This is a genomic window from Bacterioplanes sp. CLAM21 (genome assembly GCF_059641015.1).
In genome coordinates this window covers 1338648-1361212 of record NZ_CM184929.1, presented here as the reverse complement: position 1 = coordinate 1361212, position 22565 = coordinate 1338648, and the positions used below count along the sequence as shown (strand labels likewise).

19 protein-coding genes are annotated in these 22565 nt (G+C 48.3%); 13 read left to right on the top strand and 6 right to left on the bottom strand.

All coding sequences use genetic code 11. The features are described from left to right. Positions 1–115 precede the first annotated feature (115 nt). From putP to AC55FS_RS06430, 9 genes are all read left to right on the top strand, one after another. The gene (gene putP / locus AC55FS_RS06470; RefSeq protein WP_496935257.1) at positions 116–1573 is read left to right on the top strand and encodes a sodium/proline symporter PutP; all 1458 of its coding nucleotides are present in this window, start codon (positions 116–118) and stop codon (positions 1571–1573) included. 177 nt (positions 1574–1750) lie between these two features. After that, positions 1751–2248 carry a transcriptional regulator NrdR gene (gene nrdR / locus AC55FS_RS06465; protein WP_496935256.1) on the top strand — a complete coding sequence of 166 codons (498 nt, stop codon included), beginning with the start codon at positions 1751–1753 and terminating at the stop codon, positions 2246–2248. Next, a complete protein-coding gene (ribD, locus tag AC55FS_RS06460; protein WP_496935255.1) occupies positions 2238–3353 on the top strand; it encodes a bifunctional diaminohydroxyphosphoribosylaminopyrimidine deaminase/5-amino-6-(5-phosphoribosylamino)uracil reductase RibD in 1116 nt (371 codons plus the stop codon). Before nrdR ends, ribD begins: the two co-directional genes overlap by 11 nt. Before the next feature lie 10 nt (positions 3354–3363). Then, complete coding sequence (locus tag AC55FS_RS06455) at positions 3364–4020, top strand: riboflavin synthase (RefSeq protein ID WP_496935254.1); 657 nt, start codon at positions 3364–3366, stop codon at positions 4018–4020. Between the two features lie 5 nt (positions 4021–4025). Continuing rightward, positions 4026–5141, top strand: coding sequence for a bifunctional 3,4-dihydroxy-2-butanone-4-phosphate synthase/GTP cyclohydrolase II (gene ribBA, locus AC55FS_RS06450; protein WP_496935253.1), 1116 nt, complete (start codon positions 4026–4028; stop codon positions 5139–5141). A 17-nt stretch (positions 5142–5158) separates the two neighbouring features. Continuing rightward, positions 5159–5635 carry a 6,7-dimethyl-8-ribityllumazine synthase gene (ribH, locus tag AC55FS_RS06445; RefSeq protein ID WP_496935252.1) on the top strand — a complete coding sequence of 159 codons (477 nt, stop codon included), beginning with the start codon at positions 5159–5161 and terminating at the stop codon, positions 5633–5635. Between the two features lie 5 nt (positions 5636–5640). Further along, a complete protein-coding gene (gene nusB, locus AC55FS_RS06440) occupies positions 5641–6102 on the top strand; it encodes a transcription antitermination factor NusB (protein ID WP_496935251.1) in 462 nt (153 codons plus the stop codon). Between the two features lie 45 nt (positions 6103–6147). After that, complete coding sequence (gene thiL / locus AC55FS_RS06435; RefSeq protein ID WP_496935250.1) at positions 6148–7092, top strand: thiamine-phosphate kinase; 945 nt, start codon at positions 6148–6150, stop codon at positions 7090–7092. Between the two features lie 220 nt (positions 7093–7312). Next, a complete protein-coding gene (locus AC55FS_RS06430) occupies positions 7313–7648 on the top strand; it encodes a hypothetical protein (RefSeq protein WP_496935249.1) in 336 nt (111 codons plus the stop codon). Positions 7649–7915: 267 nt separating this feature from the next. Here AC55FS_RS06430 and AC55FS_RS06425 read toward each other — a convergent pair whose 3' ends face one another. Together AC55FS_RS06425 and AC55FS_RS06420 are read right to left on the bottom strand one after the other, a co-directional pair. Next, on the bottom strand, positions 7916–8329 hold the full coding sequence (locus AC55FS_RS06425) for a hypothetical protein (protein ID WP_496935248.1): 414 nt from the start codon (positions 8327–8329) through the stop codon (positions 7916–7918). A 4-nt stretch (positions 8330–8333) separates the two neighbouring features. Further along, entirely contained in the window at positions 8334–16121 is a 7788-nt protein-coding gene (locus AC55FS_RS06420; RefSeq protein WP_496935951.1) for an RHS repeat-associated core domain-containing protein, read from the bottom strand. Between the two features lie 990 nt (positions 16122–17111). On the opposite strand from AC55FS_RS06420, the gene AC55FS_RS06415 reads away from it, so the two are divergent. Further along, entirely contained in the window at positions 17112–17846 is a 735-nt protein-coding gene (locus AC55FS_RS06415) for a substrate-binding periplasmic protein (protein ID WP_496935247.1), read from the top strand. 26 nt (positions 17847–17872) lie between these two features. On the opposite strand, the gene AC55FS_RS06410 is transcribed toward AC55FS_RS06415, so the two are convergent. Genes AC55FS_RS06410 through AC55FS_RS06400 form a run of 3 tightly spaced genes read right to left on the bottom strand, consistent with a single transcriptional unit; the run spans position 17873 to position 19029 of the window. Further along, positions 17873–18052, bottom strand: a complete 180-nt coding sequence (locus AC55FS_RS06410) for a hypothetical protein (protein WP_496935246.1) — start codon at positions 18050–18052, stop codon at positions 17873–17875. Continuing rightward, positions 18039–18257 (bottom strand): DUF6500 family protein, encoded by a 219-nt coding sequence (locus AC55FS_RS06405; protein WP_496935245.1) that lies wholly within the window; start codon positions 18255–18257, stop codon positions 18039–18041. Before AC55FS_RS06405 ends, AC55FS_RS06410 begins: the two co-directional genes overlap by 14 nt. Positions 18258–18267: 10 nt before the next feature. Next, positions 18268–19029: an HD domain-containing protein gene (locus tag AC55FS_RS06400; RefSeq protein WP_496935244.1), complete on the bottom strand. Its 762-nt coding sequence runs from the start codon at positions 19027–19029 to the stop codon at positions 18268–18270. A 79-nt stretch (positions 19030–19108) separates the two neighbouring features. Here AC55FS_RS06400 and AC55FS_RS06395 point away from each other — a divergent pair, with 79 nt between their 5' ends. Then, positions 19109–19462, top strand: a complete 354-nt coding sequence (locus AC55FS_RS06395) for a winged helix-turn-helix transcriptional regulator (protein WP_496935243.1) — start codon at positions 19109–19111, stop codon at positions 19460–19462. 71 nt (positions 19463–19533) lie between these two features. Here the strand turns inward: AC55FS_RS06395 and AC55FS_RS06390 are convergent, their stop codons facing one another. Continuing rightward, positions 19534–20016 (bottom strand): GNAT family N-acetyltransferase, encoded by a 483-nt coding sequence (locus tag AC55FS_RS06390; RefSeq protein WP_496935242.1) that lies wholly within the window; start codon positions 20014–20016, stop codon positions 19534–19536. A gap of 222 nt (positions 20017–20238) precedes the next feature. Here AC55FS_RS06390 and AC55FS_RS06385 point away from each other — a divergent pair, with 222 nt between their 5' ends. Both AC55FS_RS06385 and AC55FS_RS06380 read left to right on the top strand, forming a co-directional pair. Beyond that, entirely contained in the window at positions 20239–21333 is a 1095-nt protein-coding gene (locus tag AC55FS_RS06385) for a pyroglutamyl-peptidase I (protein ID WP_496935241.1), read from the top strand. 317 nt (positions 21334–21650) lie between these two features. Next, entirely contained in the window at positions 21651–22514 is an 864-nt protein-coding gene (locus tag AC55FS_RS06380; protein ID WP_496935240.1) for an MBL fold metallo-hydrolase, read from the top strand. The last annotated feature ends 51 nt before the right edge of the window (positions 22515–22565 follow it).

The window sequence follows — 22565 nt, the reverse complement described above, 5'->3', positions numbered from 1 at the left end:
TCGCTGCTTAATCCCTGCCGGCGAGGTGCTCTCTCTTTGCCGGCAGTACTCTCGCCCTGTGATGGCTGAATGAGTCACAGCGGCGAACTATAACAATGAGAAACAGGAGCGCAGTATGAGTACGAGCTTTTCAATTTTAATTACCTTTGCCGCCTACTTGGCAGCGATGCTTGCCATTGGTGTTTGGGCCTATCGGCAAACCAACGACCTTTCCGACTACATCCTCGGCGGGCGCTCACTGGGGGCTTGGCCATCAGCCTTGTCGGCGGGTGCATCAGACATGTCAGGTTGGTTATTGCTAGGGATGCCAGGCTACGCCTACGCCTCTGGCTGGGAAGCATCTTGGCTGGCCGGTGGATTGTTACTGGGCACCTATTTAAACTGGCTGATCGTAGCACCGCGCTTGCGGGTGTACTCCGAACTGGCGGACAACAGCCTGACCTTGCCTGAATACTTCAGCAACCGCTTTGGCGACAAAGCAGCGATTCGCGTGATCTCTGCCTTTTTCATCCTGTTGTTCTTCCTGTTCTACACCAGCTCTGGCTTGGTCGCAGGCGGCAAACTGTTTGAAACCGTATTCGGCCTGGATTACACCTATGCGGTGACCATAGGTACCATTGCCGTTGTGTCTTACACCTTGTTTGGCGGCTATTTGGCGGTTTCCTGGACCGACTTAGTGCAGGGTCTGTTAATGGCAGCGGCGCTGATCATAGTACCTATTGCTGCCTTCAGTGCTGTTGGCGCTGGCCCGACTGAACTATTGCAAGCTAAAAACCCAGAGATGCTTGATATCTGGACCGATACCAGTGGTAACGCCTTGAGCTGGATCAGCATCCTGTCGTTAGCAGCTTGGGGCCTGGGCTACTTTGGTCAGCCTCATATTCTGGCACGCTTTAAAGGCATTAAGAGCCGCGAAGAAGTCAAAACCGCGCGTCGTATTGCTGTGACCTGGACCTTTATCGGCTTGATGGGTGCGTTCTACGTTGGTGTGGCTGGTATCGGTTACTTTGATACCCCGTTAGCCGACGCTGAAACCGTCTTTATGGAGCTGGTACAAGCCCTGTTCCACCCATTGGTTGCCGGTATCCTGCTGGCAGCGATTCTGGCAGCTGTAATGTCAACCGCGGATTCACAATTGCTGGTGTCATCATCTGCACTGACCGAAGACTTTTATAAGTCGTTGATCAACAAAAATGCCGATCAAGCGACCCTGGTTAAAATTGGCCGCTTTGCAGTAGCCGTGATTGCCATCATTGCTTGGGCACTGGCCCTCAACCCAGATAGCACAGTGCTAGGCCTAGTATCCTACGCCTGGGCTGGCTTTGGTGCCGCCTTTGGCCCAGCAGTGATTCTGTCGCTGTTCTGGAGTCGCATGAACAAGTTTGGCTGCCTGGCAGGCATTGTGGTTGGTGGTGTGACCGTGGTGGTGTGGAAGCAACTGACTGGCGGTGTGTTTGATTTGTATGAAATCGTGCCTGGCTTTATTGCAGCGACTGTGGCCATTGTCGCTGTTAGCCTGGCAACACCAGCACCTGAGAGTAAGATCACCGATACCTTCGCTAAGGTGAACTAAGCCTCCCCGTTCGCTTGGTTCTCCTGACTGAGCGAACCGCCGCATGGCTTAGCCATGCGGCACCCTTCCCCCACACAGCTTCTTTCTCTCAATAACCGACTTTCGTTTGTCTTCTGGCGCCAACTGCCCTAAAATCGCGCAACTTTTGCTCACCCAAATTAGAAGTCGCTCTTTACCATGCATTGCCCTTTTTGCGCTCATCCGGAAACCAAGGTGATTGATTCACGTTTGGTCGCTGCTGGCGAACAGATTCGTCGTCGCCGCGCCTGCAATGCGTGTGGAGAACGTTTCACCACCTTTGAAACCGCCGAATTGGTGATGCCGCGCATCGTTAAAACCGACGGCACGCGTGAACCCTTCAACGAAGACAAGCTGCGCAGTGGCATTCAACGGGCGCTGGAAAAACGCCCGGTCAGTATCGAAGCCATTGAGGCAGCCCTTAGCCGCATTCAGCATCAGTTACGCAGCACCGGCGAGCGTGAAGTACACAGCCGAGTGGTGGGCGAATGGGTGATGACAGAGCTGCGTCAGCTCGATCAAGTGGCTTATGTTCGCTTCGCTTCTGTTTATCGCAGCTTCCAGGATTTGGACGAATTCCGCGCCGAAATTGAGCGCATTTCAGATACCGACTGCCCAGCCGAAGCCAATCTGCCAGGTCAGCCCTATGACGCATGAAGTTTTTATGGCGCAGGCGCTGCAACTGGCCCAGCAGGGCCTGTATTCCACCAGCCCTAACCCGCGAGTGGGCTGCGTTATCGTGCAGCAAGGTCAAGTCGTTGGCCGTGGCTGGCATCAACAAGCGGGCGGCCCTCATGCCGAAGTGCACGCTTTGCGACAAGCCGGTGAGCAAGCCCGTGGGGCTACCGCCTATGTCACCTTAGAGCCCTGCAGCCATCAGGGTCGTACTCCGCCCTGTGCCGACGCTTTGATTCAGGCCGGTGTGCAACGTGTCGTTGGTGCCTGTCGCGATGCCAACCCGCAAGTGGCCGGCCAAGGTTATCAGCGTTTGCGTGATGCCGGTATCGAGGTGATTGAAGACGTTATGCAACGCCAGGCGCAAGAGCTGAACCTGGGCTTTTTAAAACGCATGTCCAGCGGTTTGCCTTGGGTGCGGATAAAAATGGCCAGCAGCTTAGACGGCCGCACCGCCATGGCTAACGGCGACAGCCAGTGGATAACAGGTGCCGCCGCCCGTGCCGATGTGCAGCATTGGCGTGCCCGCAGCTGCGCCATTATTACCGGTGTCGACTCAGTACTGATCGACGATCCAGCCATGACGGTGCGACCTGATGACAGTCATATAGAGCAAGCCGAGCACTTATGGCGGCAACCACTGCGCGTGGTGGTCGATAGCCAGCAGCGTTTGCCGCTAAATTGCCGTTTGCTACAACAACCCGGTGACGTACTGTGGGCCTCCACTCGCTCGGCCATTGATGCCCAAAGAGCAAGCGAACTGGGTGAACTGCACCAATGGCAAGCGCCTGAACAAAACGGCCATGTTGATCTTGAGGCGTTGTTACGACAGCTCGCTCAGCAAGGCTGCAATGAAGTACTGATCGAAAGCGGCGCTCAGTTGGCCGGTGCCTTTGTTCATGCCGGCCTGGTCGATGAACTGGTGCTGTATCAGGCGCCGACCTTGCTCGGTAGCCAGGCGCGGCCGCTGCTATCCTTGCCGTTTGAGCAAATGCAGCAGCAATTACGTTGGCACTGGCACGATGTACGCCAGGTCGGCGAAGATATTCGTTTTATTTTACGGGCCCCATCGGGCTCATCCTGCTGACGGGAGCGTCATGTTTACCGGAATAATCGAAGCCATAGGCACAGTCGCGCGTGTTGAGCAGCGCCAGGGCGATATTCGCTTGACCATCAACAGCGGCGCACTCGATCTAAGTGACGTGCAATTGGGTGATTCTATTGCTACCAATGGTGTCTGTCTGACGGTGGTGGAATTACCTGGCCATGGCTTTTGCGCCGATGTATCACGTGAATCACTGCAGCATACCTTGATCGGCGACTGGCAAACGGGCCAGCGGGTGAACCTGGAAAAGGCCTTAACCCCAGCCACACGCATGGGCGGCCATATGGTGACAGGCCATGTTGATGGCGTCGCTCGCATTATTAATCGCCACGCCGATGCGCGCTCAATACGCTTTACCCTAGAGCCTCCGGCAGCACTGCGGAAATACATTGCCGCCAAAGGCTCAGTCACCATCGATGGCATCAGCTTAACCGCCAACGCCCTTTGTGAGCAGGGCTTTGAGCTTAATATCGTGCCCCATACCGCCGAGCAAACAACTCTGTTCCACGCCCGGGTAGGCCAGCAAGTGCATCTAGAAGTTGATATTATTGCCCGCTATCTCGAGCAGCTGTTCAAAGGCGATGCAAGCCAAGCAGCCAACAGCCGTTTATCACCGGCTTTTCTCGCTGAACATGGATTCTGGAAATAACGGTTATGCCACTGAACAAGATCGAAGACATTATTGAAGACATTCGCGACGGCAAGATGGTCATTTTAATGGATGACGAAGATCGCGAAAACGAAGGCGATATTATTGTTGCCGCCGAAAAGGTCACTGCTGAAATCATTAATTTCATGGTCACCGAAGCCCGTGGCCTGGTGTGTTTGACCTTGACCGGCGAACGCTGTGATTACCTTGGCCTACCCGCCATGGTCACCGGCAACGGCGCTAAGTTTTCCACCCCCTTTACGGTATCGATTGAAGCCGCAGAAGGGGTCACCACAGGTATTTCCGCCGCCGACCGCGCCCACACCATTCGTGTCGCCGTCAACGCCATGAGCAAACCTGAAGATATTGTCCAACCTGGCCATATCTTCCCGTTGCGTGCTCGCCCAGGTGGTGTGCTAAGCCGCGCTGGCCATACCGAAGCCGGCTGTGATTTAGCACGCTTGGCAGGTTTAACAGCTTCGTCTGCCATTGTCGAAATTATGAATCCCGATGGCACCATGGCACGTCGACCTGAGCTGGAAAAATTTGCCGAAAAACACGGTATTAAAATCGGCACCATTGCTGACTTAATTCATTACCGGATTGCCAATGAGCAAACCATTGAGTTACTCAACCAAGAAGCGGTGCATACCGAGTTTGGTGAATTTACTCTGCATACCTTCCGCGACACCATTCAAAACGAAGTGCATTTGGCCATGACTTTGGGCGACATCACACCTGATGATGCAACCCTAGTACGGGTGCAAAACACCCAAGTGCTGCGCGACGTATTGGGTGTGCGCAAATCAGATTCAGAAAGCTGGTCATCCACTAAAGCACTGGCACGCATTGCCGCCGAAGGCAAAGGCGTACTGGTGTTATTGTCCGCCGGACAAGGTGAGCTGATCGACGACAGCCTGGATCAACATTTTGGTCGCTGCCGACCGAGCCGCAGCCCCAATACTGACAGCTCAGGAGCGTTTTTAACCATAGGTACCGGCTCGCAGATATTGCGTGCTCTTAATGTTAAAAACATGCGCCTGCTGAGTTCTGAAACAAAATACAGTGGTATTTCCGGATTTGATCTAGAAATCACCGAATACATCCCTTTCAGCGAATAACTGCAACTGGAAATTTTATGAAACATATTCAAACCATTGAAGGAAATCTGACGCCAAACGACGGTCGTTATGCCATTGTTGTTGGCCGCTGGAATGCCTTTGTTGTTGAAAGTCTGCTGGAAGGTGCCGTGGACTCACTGCTGCGTCACGGAGTTGAAGAAGAAAATATCACTATCATTCGTGCTCCGGGTGCGTTTGAAATTCCACTGGTCGTAAAAAAAGCCGCTGAAAGCCAAAAATACGATGCCATCATCGCCTTAGGCGCGGTTATTCGTGGCGGTACACCGCACTTTGAATACGTTGCAGGCGAGTGCACCAAAGGCTTGGCATCAGCCTCAATGGAAGCCGGTATTCCGGTATCGTTTGGCGTATTAACCGTCGACAGCATTGAGCAAGCCATCGAGCGCAGTGGCACCAAAGCCGGCAACAAAGGCGAAGAAGCTGCCATGTCGGCTTTTGAAATGGTGTCTTTGCTGCAAGCAATGGAGGCCTGATCGGCATGTCTCGCACTTCCGGCAAAAACAAGCCCAGCGCAGCCGCGCGACGAAAAGCCCGTCGTTATGCTGTACAAGCCATTTACCAATGGCAGCTGGCCGGTGCCGACCTGGCACAAATTGAGGCCGAATTCCGCGCCGACAACGACATGAGCAGCGTCGATCTGGAGTATTTCCACGAGATTTTGTTCGGAGTGCCACGCGCCAAGCAGGAGCTGGACAACCATCTGTCGCCCCTGGTGGACCGTGCATTAGAAGAAATGACACCGGTTGAGCTGGCTATCTTGCGCCTCGGTGCCTTTGAAATGCTGCACCGCATCGACGTGCCCTACAAGGTGGTAATCAACGAAGCGGTTGAGCTGACCAAAACCTTTGGCGCCACCGATGCACACAAGTTTGTTAACGGTGTATTGGATCGCTTGGCACAGCGCAGCCGCACGGTTGAGCTGCGCAGCAAGCGCCAGTAATCCAAGCAAGCTGTAGCATGAGAATCAGAGCATGAAGTTCAGGCTATGAGTGGTACTGAGTTCGCTCTGATTCGCCGCTTTTTTGCCGATGGCTATCCGCGATCGGCAGATACCCTGCTAGCCGTGGGCGACGATGCTTCCATCGTTGCTCCGCCCGCTGGCGCTCAGCTGGTACAAAGCATCGACACACAAGTGGCCGATGTGCACTTTCCCGCCACCGCCCCCGCTCAGCTGATTGCCGCCCGTGCTTTGCGCTGTGCCGCCAGTGATTTGGCCGCTATGGGCGCTACACCACAAGGCTTTCATCTGGCTTTGACCTTGCCCGACGCTAATCGCGATTGGCTGGAAGATTTTGCAGCAGGGCTGCGCCAGCATGCGCATCTATTGAATTTGCAACTGCTTGGCGGCGATACCACCCGAGGCCTGCAGCGGGTAATCAGCATTGCCGTGCAAGGCTGGGTCGATAAGGACACCGCCTTGCGCCGTGACGGTGCCCAAGCCGGCGATCAGTTGTGGCTGTCGGGCCCGCTAGGCGCTGCCGCCCTAGCCCTGCCTGACGTGGTTAAAACACCAGCCAACAGTGAGGGCTGGGCCAGTCAGTATTATTTTCCGACTGTACATACCAAACTTGGCATAGCATTACGCGGTATCGCCTCCTCTTGTTTGGATATTAGTGACGGCCTACTGCAAGACGCTGGTCATATTGCCCGTGCTTCGGGTGTCAATATGGTTATTGATGCTGATAAAGTGAAAACCGCGGTTAATGACGACGATATACGCTGGCCGCTATGTTTGAGTGGCGGCGATGATTATCAATTATTTTTTAGCGTTGCCCCACAGAAAGCCAGCGCCATGCAGGCATTGCAGCAACAATTCCCTGGCGTACACTGTATTGGTGAAGTTAAAAAGGCAAACAGCCACCCGAGCGTCACCTTGCAAAAAAATGGCCAGCCACTCGATTTACCGCAAACCGGATTTCAGCATTTCTGAACTGAAGCATTATATGAAAATCATATTGCCAACATCACACCCAGACACAAGAAATTGGCCGCACATATTGCTTACATAAGGCATCAATAAAAAGTTAGACACCTGTCTCAAATTCAAATCAGCATGAAAACTTTCACCCAGCCTGACGATACAACCGCTTCGATTATCAGCCAACTCTGTTAAAATAGTATTAATTATTAACCAACCGAAATTTATTCACATGAAAAAAATTATTAAATCACTGGCATTAACTGCATTTATTTCAGCTCCACTCACACATGCAGGCACAGAAACGGGGGTGGTGACTATCCGTCAACTTTCCACTGGCTGGGAGGGTTCTGAACTCTATATTTGGACAAATGAAAATCTTCGTGTGGAAAGCTGCCCCAGCGATGGATTTATTATGCCAACTAACCACCGTCTAGCTGACGAAATGATGTCAATGATTCTATCAGCATACCATGCCGGTAGTAAGGCTCGTTTCTATATTGATGGTTGTATGAATGGAAAAATGAAAGTCCAAGCGGTAAAACTATGCAATAGCGCATGCGAATAGACTTTCAGATTTGCAGTTGGCATGGCTTAACTGCCATGCCTGAAGTTCAAAGATACATAGAGGTTATATAGACACCTAACCACATTACACTGATGCGTGACAGAATTTTCCACCAAGTCATGAACGCTCAATAGAAAAGCAAGCAACAAAAATTGATGCACGTAGCTTTGGACGAAGCAATAGAAAATAGACCAAGTCGATCAAACAATCAAGAACCAACTCTCAACATTAGCTCAACGAAACGTACAAAATCAGCGACAACAATAATCAATTCTCAGCAACAATAGGTACCAAATCAATACCATACATTCGCTTCAAGTCACTCACGATCAACTTAGCTAGTTTGTTAACGTCATCTTCTGAGACATCATTGTTAGATAGTAAACCTAGATACAACACACTCCCGGCCCCAGAATTTGAAACCCACAATATCGGAGACGTCCTATCACTCGAATAATATGATATATAAAATGCCTCCTGACCTTGAGATATAGCACGCATCTCTCTTCGATTCTTTTCAAACACCTCAAAACTTCTCTTTGACGCCAGATCTTTGAAATATGAATCAACCTTATCAACCAAACCAACATCAAAGTCAGCTTTGTAAGACAAATCAGGCTCCTTCACTACAGAACCGCAAGAAGCCAAAAAGAAAGAAAACAAAAGAAAAAACTGTCTCATAACTTTAGAACCCAAATTTATTTAGAGTATTCAAAACACCAGGTTTAAACAGGAACACCCCAATGCGATTATTTAACCATGGGAAATCACCATTCCCTACACCAGTCAAATCATAATACAAGCCACCATCTCTGAAGTGCACTTGATGCGTAACGGTCCCTGGATAGAAAAAATGTCCATATTCAGCAATATTAACACTTGTCCTAGTTGATAGAATTTGCACATGAGTAATTGGGTCATTGAGTGGCCCTATCACGTGAAACCCGGCAGTAAGATCATCGTTACTAAACGGAATATCATTCGCATTGACATGCCTATACACCAAGTCAGCGTACTCAGAATTACAGCCCGAAGCAGTTTCATAGCAGATAAGGCCGCTAATTTTATACTCGTGAAACGCGCCATCAAGTGATGTTGTTTCAGATACGCGTCTTAGCATCTTTCGTCGATTGGCCCTCGTATTACGATGCTGCTCCTCATTATACAAATGCACCACCGCCGCCACAGCTGCTCCTCGGGCAAAACTACCGCCCGTTGCCTCAGACGCTAAGCCACCAAACACTGCGGCCACACCAGTGCGGCCCAATCGATCTGACAAGTCTGATCCTTGGGCTATGCCTAGCCCTTGCATCGCCGCTCCTGCCAAATGACCAGCAGCACCAGAAGCAAAGTTGCTGGCAAAGCTCCCCCTTCGGGCCCAGCCAATTGTTCCCTGGGCAACGCCATGAGCTAATACCTTATAGCTCCAATGAGAGCTTTTCATCAGAGTACCAATTTCATTGGCAACCCCCGCAGATAAACCCGCAAACATGGCACTTTGAAGCTCCTGACCACCAATACGGCCACTTTGCGCAAAGGACATTACTAGGCTCATACCAGCAGCATGAGCCATGCTGCCAGCCACAGTGCTTCCACTACCAGCAGTGGCTGCCATCAACAATGCTGACGACAGCGCATGATGGAATTGGCTATCGGAATACACATTGGCGGTTACATAGTACATTGCTGCCGCAGCAATCGCCCATGCACTGTGGCCACTTGGATCAGTATAATTAACCGGATTATTGTAAACATACGCATAGCGATTGTAAGCCATTGGCTTGTTTGCATCTGGCACAAGCGAATCAGGCGTCATAAATCGCTTCATCGTAGGGTCATAGATCCGCCCATTCATATGTATCAGACCAAACTCAACCTCTTCATGGCCGGTGTAGCCGCGAAGGCTATCTGTCACACTATTAATAGTCAGCACGTTCGCCAGCAATTTGATATTTTCGTCACTGCTCCAGTCGCGCTCCACGCTGGCGATATTTTCCTGAAACCTATTAGCATTCTCCTCGCTGCTTAATACCCGATAGGTTTCCTTAAACCCTGGACGTTCTTTTAACCAGCGCTCCGTCGACTCCTGCAGCCCTAACGGCGGTAGAATTGAAGCCGTCGGTTCATACAATGGCCGAGGCCTCAAGGTCTCTCCATAAGGTGAGAAGTAACGCTCTTTCAACACCTCTGCTTTCGAACCAGTGATGATGGTCCCAGTACCTTGATGATCCCTGTGATAGAAAGAAACAAACTCTGTTTCATTTTGCTGACTAGCCTGAATCGCCTTCTCATACACAGATTGCAGCTGAGTTTGCCGTTCGATACGTTTCCAGGTAGCAACCGTATCGTTACCGTTACGAATATGAACTCGATGTTCATTGATACCATCATGGCCGACGAATATCTCGTACCCTGGTGCAACGTAGTAAACAGCACCTTGTGCAACTGATCGTTTAACACGCTTCAAATCTGCGTCGTAGCTAAATGATATAGAGCTGGCCTCTCCTGACCCTTGACTTACCGTCTGAATCTTACCGAAGCTGTTCCAACTATACTGGCGCCGCCCATCACTAGTAACAAAACCTTTGTCATCCTGCACCATCGATGCATTTCTAAACGGGTTTTGTGCGTCACTGTATTCTGAGTTTTTGTGATTGATGTTGCCAAATTCATCGTAGGAGTAGTTCGATGATTCCTGTAAGCGAAAGCTACTGCGACTCCAGCTGACGAGCTGACCATTATCGTAGCGATAGGTACTCTCATCCATATTATGCTCATCAAAGGAGCGCACCAGCTGACCACGCAGATCATATTCAAAACTAAAGTCCGATAGTTTTTTGTTCCCAGGTGCAATAGTACTGATAGAAACCAAAGCTTGGCTGGCAGGGTCAAACTGGCGATGAGTAATAACCCCATTACCATACAACTCAGACTGGAGCTGGCCGTTAGCGTTCCAGTTCAATGCCTTCCAGATGACAAGTTGTTCATTACTGTTCGTTAGGGCACGCTGCTCGTCGGATACCCGCTGCAGCATTCGCTCTTTGCCTAGAATATTAATATTTGTTTCAAAAGCGCTAAGAACCTCCTCTAAGGCCCCCTTTTTTTCACTGCTATCTGCGATCGAATTATGTAACTCCGACGCTTTTACCAATTCATCTTTTGCCAGAGTCCGGTAGTGGTTAGCCTGTGTATTAAAGTGCTCCACCATATTCTGCAAGCTTGGATTTTTTTGGTGGTAAGCAAACTGATAGTCTCTTCGACAACCACCCAAGCTGCAAACAAGCTTCGATCTCTTGTTAGGCAATACAATCGGCAAGCCTCCTGGACCAGCAACATACAATATAGCGTTGGTAATAATTGGCTTTTCATTTCCAGCACTTATGTATCGACCAGAAGGAGCACGCCACATCTGTTTACTGGAATCCCAGATAACATCATCAGCATCACCACTTTGACTGAGCGCCAGACGATCTTGCTCGTCTGCCATTTCCTGGTAATGATTGGCAATACGTTCGAATACCGCTACGGGTGAAAACGTAAGCTCTGTTTCTTTACAGCCTTCATAAACTGGAACCGTCACCAAACGGCCTCTATGATCCCGCTCTTCCTTGGTACCGATTTGTTTACCTCGAGAAACACTGGAATCACGATACCAGCCTCTCTTAGGATGATATGCATACAACTCAATATTGGCCGAACACACTTTTTTGTGAGTCTGCAATTCACCGTAAGCCTGCATCTCACTTAGAGAAACCCGAAATTCATGCGACTTGGTCTTACCACATCGTTCAAAAATTATACGGTCGACTTTTTTGGCGCAGTACTTATAACTAAAGACATGATTCAAACCATCAGCTGACAGGCCTTTATATGAGTACTTCTTCAGTGCAGTCTCACCCGTATACTGTTGAGATTTTTTCATGAACTGCTCATACAACGCCCGGTTTTTAGCTGCTTCTACGGCATGCTTTTCTGCTTGAGCAAAGATTTTTCCAGCGATGACGCTAGCATTACCTTTTCTTTGGCTAAAGCTGAATCCCAGCTGACTGAAGTACAGTGACTGCTTTTCATGCTGTTCTACACGGCGCAATGCATTTTGAATTAGCTGATCAAGAGTGGCCAACTCAGCCAACATGGCATCGTATTCTTCCTGCAACTGCTCTTTATCAAATAACTCTAAACTACCCGCTGGTACTGATACTGTTTGCAAAGGACCTGCTGCGTTATAACCAAGAGAAATAGGAGTTTCCATTTTCCCTCCCTGGTTATATCGAATCTGGGATTGACGCCCAATACCATCATAGCGATAACCCGTGTGGAATGTATGCCCATCTACAATCAACGCCTCTTCAGATAGGCGTCCAAGGGAATCATATTGATACTCTCGAGTTGCATCTACACCTTGTGCTCGCTGCAACTTTCCAATGCCACTCCCAGCGGTATAATAGGACCAAAAGCTTGCTCCTTCTGTACGCTGTTCGGCTATTTTACGGCCACCTTTATCATAGGAAATATGAGTAATATTGCCATTGGCATCTTTTTGCCAATACAACTCACCAAAAGAGTTAAATCGATATTGCCATTCCCCGGAAGAAGTATCACGCATCAGCGTTTTATTACCACGGGCATCGTATTGCAAAAACGACACTTCGTGTCCCTGTAGTAACGTTCTTTTCAGTGAACCATCACTGTAAAATTCCTTCGTTAATGTCTTTCCGTCTTCCTCGACTTGCGCTATGTCGCCTAATACATTAGTGGTTGTCTGCTTCTCATAATCAGAATACCACTGACGCGTAGTTGACCTATCATATGAAAAGGATGTTATGCGCAGCTGATCATCGCCGACCGAGCTTTGCGCTTCAGATACGCGACCGAAACGATCGTACTTTGTAAAGTTCCAGTGTGCGTATGCTGAACTACTATTGTTCTGTTTTATAGGGCTCGATACAGCGGTTACCCGCCCAAGATGATCAAACTGTTTAAATACTATAATGTCCGTTGTCAATTCAGAAACGGAGGTTCTAGATAGCCGACTTCGACTACGAATATCTCTACCAAGTCGATCCAAATAGCTTACAGATCGCTGACCATCCGCTTTAGTTGTAATGACTTCAACAATAGCCTGCGATACATGCGCGGAGTTTTCTGGCGATTCATTCTGACTACGATTCCAAATAGGCTGGTAAGCAACCCAGCTACCATCAATATATTTTTCTCTGATCTTCCGACAAGCATTAGAATACTCAGTTGTAATAGCCAGCTTGCCCGCAGCATTGAACTGCCTTTCTACACCGCATCGCCCATATTCAAAACGCTCTGTCATACCTAGCGCATTAGTCGAGTGGGTCATACGACCTAAACTATCGTATTGGTAGTGTGTCGATCGGGTCTGTACGTCGCGGTTATTAACTAGGCCTATGACACTTTTGGTTGCAACAGTACCGTTGCCGTAATATTCATAGTCGACCGTTTGCTTCATTGACGCATCCGGCTCAATCACCTGTTGCTTCAAACTGCCATTAGAGTTGTACTCGTATTCTGTTGTCCGCGTAACAGCTGACTCTCCATTCAAAGAATGTAGTACAGAGACGGATTTAGGCTTCCCAAGCACCCACTGGGCTTGGTTATGCCAATATGTTGCATTAGTAGTAACTGTTAACGTTTCTGTGTCAACTGCCTTAGTTTCTCTTGTCGTTCTGGCGAATCCAAACTGATCAATATCGGAAAAGGATGATTTTTTATCAACGACTAACCCACCTGTACCAGGGTCATACTCACGTGATCTGGTGCTCACAGTGTCAATTCGGAATATGCCATCGGCCTCATGAACCTTCAATTCATGATCAACCTGCTGAATTAAGCGCTGGCCTACTCGTGTCTGAATAGACTTTTCTCTACCCATAAGAAGGCCAGAGGTATAGTACTCCGATCGCACTTCACGACCACTCTCGGTATCGATGCGCGATATCTCTCTAAAACCCATGACACCAGAGACAGGTTCACGCTGATGACCGGCATACCGGTATTCGATGTTTCTGAATACTTTGCCACCGGAAAGATCATCTATACCACTATCAACAACCATACTACTCAGCAAATATCCTGGCGCAGGTATCGTGCTATCAGTGACTATAGGGGAGGAAGATGATACATAAGTGAACCGTGTTTCTGATCCAAATGGCGTCTCTACTTTGGATAGAAGTCCTTGTGGTTGTGATTGCTCTACCGAGAAGCAATCAAGTCCATCAATGGTCCTTACACACAAGTCAGGCGCATTGTCACCTGTTACGTCACTTGCCAATATCGGGTTTGATGATACGCCTAAAGCGACCGAATGGATGAATTTACTGGACTCGTCAAACCTAGCACGCAACCAATTGGTAAATACTTCTTGCTTAGCACTGTAAAGGCTCGCACCTTGAACCCACTCTAGACGCTTTTCCAACGCAGAAAATTGCTTACCTTGGTTATACGCACAGTAATGAGCACCGGTTAACTTACTACAGAAATCAGGATATCCATCAGAGTTAATATCAATGAAGTGAGAGGAAGCAACCAAAACATCGAGATGCTCTTCTCTATCATTCAGGTCAAGCATTGTTACACTTGGAAGGAACCGAGTTCCGGCATTGAAGGAGCAATGGTATTCTGCTTCGGCCACAAAGCAGTAATCCAATAGACCATCGGCGTTAACATCAACAAACCGTAAAGATTGAGTTACGGTATTATTGTAATCGCGCTTATGCTCAACTGTTTTTTTACGATCTTTTTCTCGCTCAACAACCAGGTACAGGGGATCAGAAGATGCCAGGATCTGACCTGTAGGCTCGAGCTCACTTGATCCAGCATAATGCAAAAGTTTACAAGAAAGCCTCCCGGTCTCATCGATTGAACAGACGTCAGCATTTGCATCGCCATTGACATCCGCAACCATAGCAGGGAACTTTCGATAAGTACCTAAGGTATAATGGTTCTCTATATTACCATCACCATTAGGACCTCCACCACTTGAATGCGACACGTAGGAGTAAAGCTTGATAGTCTTGAAATCACCAGAGAAGTTAGTAATTTGAACTGAAAAACTTCCTCCATTACTGGCAACACAGCTCAGCGTATCGCCCTCTTTATTCGCACTACAAAAGTCGCTCTTACCATCCCGATTCAAGTCTACAAATTGAAAGTAGCTATCGGAATCTATGCCATTAAGCCATACTGATGGGGCACCGAAGCGGCGGCTTGCAGAAGAATAAAGGGCACATTTGACCACACCTGATGTTACAACACACAAGTCTGGATGATTATCGGCATTCAAATCTATGAAGTTCAACTGGCGAAAATCATCAGCAGCTTCAGGGGTGTAGCCAAACCCAGAAGCCAGCTCTTCTACACGTCCTGGAGATGCTGCGCTAGCGCAAGCCAAACTATCCTGACGCGTATAAAAGCAAAGTTCATCGCCCGCTTCGCCGTCAAGTTCAACGGTAAACACAGTCAATGTAGCTGCTAACGGACCAGCATCGTCGTCGTTCGAAAAATGTAGAGAATCAATAACGCTATCTGGAATAAGATTTAAATCAGCTACTGTCGTGTCAACGATGGATGGCTGAGGGAAATTTTGATAGGAGAATGTTAAAGGTCGGGTACACTCAGAACCCCGATAACACTTCTTGAGCTCACTAAGACGATAACCAGATACACCCTTATAAGATTTAGCACTTTCGTATGTGAATTTGTAGGAATACAAAACATCGTTATTTGAGCGCGATATCTGTAATGACTCGATCAGCTTTGCAGCATCTACTTCCTTTCCTTCTTGGTATACAGGCGCGAGTCCTGATTGATGCCCTCGTACAACATCGATACGATAACCTGGGTAAGATATCGCTAGTATTTCGTCACTACTGTTGTATTCGAACGTTACTTTATTGCCAAACACATCAGATTTTTCTGTTAGCAACCAGCGAGAAGTAACGAAATTTCCTTCTGTTTTTCGGTCATACGTATAGGTGTAACCACTACCGTCTCGAACTCTCCAACTAAGAGGGTTGCCATAGCTTCCTGACTTAATATCGATAATACTATTATCATCAATAAACTTTTTTAGCTTGCCATCGGACATCTTCTTCAATGGCTGACCATCAAGGCAGTATCTAGTCGATATTCCACTATCGAGACCACCATAGACGCCGGTATAAATGGGTCTCTCAGAACAACGACTGATACTGCTTGATAGTTGAATTGAAAACCCGAGTCCTACATTACCAATAGGCGAGCTTTGAGAATAATTCAGCATCAAGTCTGGTTGTATATCATGAATACTTGATGGTAAAGCCAGAGGTACTGAATACGTCAAAACACCCTGATTATTTACAGCATCACCTTCCAGATTTTCTATAACGTCCGCATGCACGATTACAGAGAACAGACTTGCTACCAGAGCAAATAGAGTTATCTTCTTAGCTCCAATACGATGCATCACACTACTCATCCTTTCCTTCACTCTGATTTTTCCTGAGACTCTACTTCTCTGATTTGATTCAAGAGTTTCTTATCACTCATCAGCAACTCTTGACTTGACGACTCATACTGCTTATCTAAATCGGTCTGAGTACGAATCCATTGACGGGATTGTTCCGGTGTCCGCTGGTAACTATGCTCCACACTGTCTTGAACTGTGTGCACATTCTGCGGCTGTGAAGTAAAACACACGCAAATGACAATTATCACTATAATTGCGACTATAAGGGTGGCTAGCCATAGCCTATTGACTCTTTCTGAACGCTTAAAGAATGCCATATAAAGGGGCTCTGACTAAAAAGGGCGCGACATTACTAAATATAACGAGTATGTCAACAACACTTGGCGATAATAGCGAAGTTTTACACAAACAATGCCTGGCTTCGAACCTAAACAGCCATATAACTTTGCGCAAATTTAACTCCACCGACTACGCCATCAGCGTAATATTTCGCGTAATTTTTGAGCTGAAGTGACACCGTTACCGCCACTTGCAAAAAATACAGTAATGACACATTGATAGCTGCATAGTGACGGTGATCATGTCGCCTCTAACTAGGCGGCAAAATATGTTGGTTTACTGCACAAACCATGTCCATACGATACATCTGAGTTTGACTGGCGACAGACATCTGACAAAAACAGCCATTTCCTTTGGCTGGCTCGACCGGCTATGACTAAGCACCATCCACAGACCGACGCAAAACCAACCCAACAGCAAGAGTAAATATACCTAAACGGGATTACTAAGACAGCCTATGTCTCAATAGCTACAGTTGTCTTAATAGTTACAAGCGTACCAGTAATCCTCGCTAATAGCCTCTGGCGAAATGCTGTGTAGCTAGTACAATCCGCGTCGATAACGATCCCTTACATTGTGTGACTGCTTATCACTAACAAGCAGTCGAGCCAGCACAATAAGCAACTGCACAGCGGAGATGACCCTGGTATGAAAAAACTGTTCGCCATCACAGCCATGTTCCTGGCCTGCCACACCCAAGCAGCGGAGAAACTTTACTTTTTCACAGAGCAATTCCCGCCATACCACATGACTCTGGATGGTCATCCTTTTGCCCATGATGCTGATGACATTACGGGGCTGTGCACACAAATGGTCAAGCGCCTCGCGGAAGAAGTACCTTACGAGGTGAAAATTAAACTTCGCAACTGGAGTTCTGGCTTAGAACGAGTCAAGCGTAAAGCCAATCACGGCATTTTTTGCGCCGCTCGCACAGAAGAGCGTGAAAACTGGTTCGAATGGGTCGGACCTTTGACTAATACCGGATGGGCCTTATTTGCCAAACCCGGCTCCGGCATCAAACTTAAGTCATTAGAAGATGCTAAGAAGTATGAGATTGGTGGTTACAAAGGTGACGTCAGAACCAACTATTTAATAGAAAATGGTTTCAACGTTTCTGTCATTATAGAAGACGCACAAAATCCTCGTCGTTTAGAACTGGGACAAATTGACCTGTGGGTGTCTGATGAGCTGGCGGGTCCTTACACGGCATCCGACGTCGGTGATATTGATGTAGAAAAGTTACTGACGTTTAAAACCGTTCCTTTGTACTTAGCCATCAACAAAGACACCGATAAACAAATCGTAAAAGCGCTGCAGCAGGCAGCACAAAAGCTGATTAAAGATGGATCTTTTAACAGCATCGAGCACATTTACGGCCGTTAATGTAATTTCGATTACTGTATTGCCTATTATAAAAGAGCCGGGTCATAGCCCGGCTTTTTTTGTTTTTTCTCAAAGGATTTCAGTACGCTGCCGATACTTAGCAGAACCTCACCGCCACCCGGCATAAAACATGCCTGAATCAGGTTGACTCGACCACGGTACGCATCCCCCGGTAATTCGGCAATATTCCTTTTACAAGCCATCATTGACCATCTGGCGGATCTTAATAGCCTTTTCAAAGTGATCCAACCTATGGGTTTCAATCCACCAGCGAGCGGCTTCCATCAGCAGCTCAGGATCTGTGTTCTTATTAGCAAAAAAGGCATAAAAAGATACGTTCACGCTGTCGCCCTTTTGCTCGATTTTCTTGCTGCAAACGTCAATGATTTTCTGTCGCAATGTGGCTCGCATGGTTTGATTCCTAGGTTTGGTTCAGTGGATTTTTATCCACTAAAGAGGGAAACCCCAACGCATTTAACACACCAGCATGACTACACGGATGATGAGGCAACTGATGCATACTGGCTTTAACCTCCTCGGCAAAGCCAGTGCGCGGATAACGCCGATGAATAGTATCCTGCTCAACCGGCGTGAGCCAGAAATGATAGGCCCCGATTACATCCATATGGGCACCCGTTTTTAGCAGAAATGCTTCATCACTGTGAGCTGAACGTTTAAGCCAAGGGTTTAAATGCAAGCTAATTGCCTCATAGACTTGCTCGGCAAAACTTACCGAACGCGGCTGACATAACTCGTACGCCTGACGCGCTCCGACCACCTGAAACGCAGTTGTATTGAGCTGTGACTGACACCCCGGGGTTAATCCTAGATCATGCATCATACTGGCGGTGTACAGTACTTCGTCATCGAACGGTAGTTTAAACGCACGCCCTACCACCCAGCCAAATGCCCAAGTACGTAGACAGTGCATCGTCATTACAGTGGATTGCTGGTCATTGATGTAGTCGTCGACCTCGTTAATCCAGCCAGTATCGGGCACTTTGAGCTGGTTAAGATCCACCCAACGTCGTTTGGCAGCAGGCTTTAGCTGGTAAAGCCAGCGCTGCATGAACTGGTGTAATTGCGTTTGAATCAACATGTGGATGAGTTGGCGTTTTTCTTTAGCATTCATCAGCCCATGGCTGCGCTCACTCCATCGGCGAGAACCTAACTGGCTGTTCATCTCGACTCACTTGCAAATTTAAAGTTACTAGAGACTAGCAAACTTTCAATTTGAAAGTCACTGTTTTATGATCACCCCCATGAACAAGACTCAAATTTGCCCATTAGCTCAGGCGCTGGATATTATTGGTGATCGCTGGACCTTATTGGTGGTGCGCGATTTACTGCAAGGTAAAACGCGCTATAACGAGTTCAGCGCCAGTGCCGAGCAGATTCCCAGCAATATTTTGGCAAATCGTCTAAAACGATTGCTAGAACAAGGCCTGGTGGAAAAACACCCCTATCAACAGCGGCCACTGCGCTATCGCTATGAGCTCACTGCCAAAGGCCAAGGAATGCTGCCAGTGATTAAACAGCTAGCATTGTGGGCACAGCAGCATTATCCCCAGTGCCGTGATATCCCGGCGGAGTTTTTTGCGCGGAAATTTGAATAACAAACACTCATGGCCATACACGAGCAGCAACAAACCCGATTAAAGCCAGATCTGTTCACAAGCAGCCGTCTTTACAGCAATACCCGTTTCATCTCTTTCCAACTTAAGCCACCGTGCTGTGAACCTGAGTCTTTGACGTATTGAAAACCAAAGCGGCGATAATATTCCATAAGCTCTGGCTGACACATAAGGTGAATCTCGGCCTTATTCTGATGTAGCATTTTTTCAACAAAATAGTGCATCAGCTCTGCAGCAATGCCCTGGCGTTGATAATCGGGGTGCACGGCTAAGGATAAAATCACCGCACATCGGCCGTCTGGGTCGTGGCCAATCAGTTCTTTAAACTCATCGTCAGACATGGACACGTCATTACTTGCCCCAGAATTGACAAAACCAACAACCATGCCGTCTTTTTCATAGACAAAAAAACCTTGAGGATAGGACAGTATCCTTCGCTCTATCTTTTCTCTACTCGCCGCTTCATCACCACCATAAGCCACGGATTCAATATCAAAACAGTAATCAAGATCACTGGCGACAACTTGCCTTAACATACATTTTCTCTAACGTCGGTAAACAGTTTTAACGACTGTATCAAACACTGCCGCCCAGCTCTATGTCTTCACCTTCTGCCAGATATGGGCATTTATCTACTGCTTAGTCATCGCTGGTCGCATATAGATTATCCCTTTGCCGTTACAGACCAACTGCTAATTAACCGCCACGAATAGGCTGTGATACTCTGCGGCACACCCTTCACTCAAATAGAAAACACCATGCGTCTGATTGCATTATTGGCTTTGGCCAGCCTAAATACTCATGCCGCCTCACTGGATCCAGAAGAGTTAAGAGTGGCGACAGTCGAGACAGAACAGCCAGCACTATTGTCACCTTTACAAAGCACCAGCCAACAATTGCTGACAGCCCTAAATACTCAGCAATTAACTTCAGTTCAAGCAGGCACTCAGCTATGGCAGCAAGCCGTTGCAGTGAACAAACAGCAGGCCGATGATAGACCTTTGTATTGGAATCGCTTGTGGCTGCGTCGGGCGTTAAAGCAAAACAATATCAATACTGAGCAGCTGGCAGAGTTTGAGCAATCGTCACGCGGGATTGATGATATTCACTACCACAAAGACAGCGATATCCGCATTCTAGTAACCGGCTTTGATCCGTTCTTTCTCGATCGTTATTTGCATCAGTCCAACCCATCCGGCCTGGCAGCATTGCAGCTCGATGGCCAACAGATAACCCTCAATGGGCACACGGCACAAATCGAAACCGCTATGATTCCGGTACGTTTTGAAGACTTTGATCAAGGCATGATTGAAAGCTTGTTAATGCCTTATTTAACCGAGCACCAGGTCGATATGGTGGTCACCGTATCAATGGGTCGCGAGCAGTTCGATCTGGAGCGTTATCCCGGCCTTAACCGTAGTGCTGAGGCGCCTGGAAATCGCAACGTTTTCACTGGCGCCACCCAGCAACAGCCATTGCCTCCTAAGCTAAATGGTAAAGACCTAAACGGCCCACAGTTTGTTGAGTTTTCTCTGCCCGTCGCAGCCATGCAAAGCGCTCAGGGACGCTGGCAAATCAACGACAATCGTGAGGTGCAAACGCTAGAACAAGGCGTATTTACCGCGGAAGACCTCGCTCAGCTGGCAGGGCAAACATCGGTTTCTGGCTCAGGCGGCGGTTATTTATCCAATGAAATTAGCTATCGCGCAGTATTATTGGCGCAACAGCTAAACACCAATATCGCCGTCGGCCATATTCATACCCCCGCTATTCGAGGTTATGAAGCAGACACAGAGCAGGCCATTGTTAACCAGATTCGCGCCATGCTGCGCCAATCGATCAGAGAGCTTTAATAAGCAGGCCCATCAAAGCTCGCTTATCAAAATTCGCCCTATCAAAACTTGCTATTAGGAAGGTAAAGCCTGCTCCATTCAGGCTTTACCTCCAGCCCTATGCAGCAAAAACACGCCGCAAAGTCCGCCACACACTCACCCCTTCGGCGTAAATCGATAAAAACACACTATCCTCACTATGCATGCCTTTTTAGCGTAACGGCTGACATTCGAACCCATTAAGGCGAATGACCCATGACACAAGCGCACCTATATGCTAGCTTGGTTATATTCAATTAAAGAATAAAGAAATAACCAAATCGAATTTAGGAGGCTCCATGCACCCCATCGTTACATCATTCTTCGATGAGCCTACCTTCACCTACAGCTATGTGGTGCAGGATCCACAATCGCCACACTGCGCCATTATCGATTCGGTGTTGGATTTTGATTATGCCGCCGGGCGCACCGAGACTCGCTCGGCCGAACGCATACTGGCCTACATCCAACAACATAAGCTTAGCGTTGATTGGATTCTGGAAACTCATGTACACGCCGATCATTTATCTGCTGCACCTTATTTGCAGCAGTACAGCGACGCGCCATTAGCCATTGGCGCGCATATTACCGAAGTACAACAGGTTTTTGGCAAGGCCTTTAATTCAGGCAACGAGTTTGCGCGCGATGGCAGCCAGTTTGACCGGCTATTAGCGGATGGAGATGAGATTAACGTCGGCACCCTAACTGGCAAAGCCCTGCATACACCGGGTCATACGCCGGCCTGCATGACCTATGTATTTGGCAATGCTGCTTTTGTCGGCGATACCCTCTTTATGCCCGACTATGGAACCGCACGCTGTGATTTTCCCGGCGGTAATGCCCGCACCTTGTACCGCTCTATTCAGAAAGTATTCGCCCTGCCAGACGATACCCGGTTGTTTATGTGTCACGACTATAAAGCGCCTGGCCGCGACGAGTACGCCAATGAAACCACGGTAAAGCAACAGCGGCAGAGCAATGTTCATGTCCACGACGGTGTTAGCGAAGACGAATTTGTTGCCATGCGCCGCCAGCGTGACGCTACCTTGGATATGCCGAGGCTGATACTGCCATCGGTGCAAGTCAATATGCGCGCCGGGCAGATGCCAGCGGCGGAAAACAACCAGCAAGTGTATTTAAAAATTCCCATTAACTTATTTTAACGATCGCGCACGCTAACCCTTACACCCGTTAGCCATCTCGCCTTGGAGGTC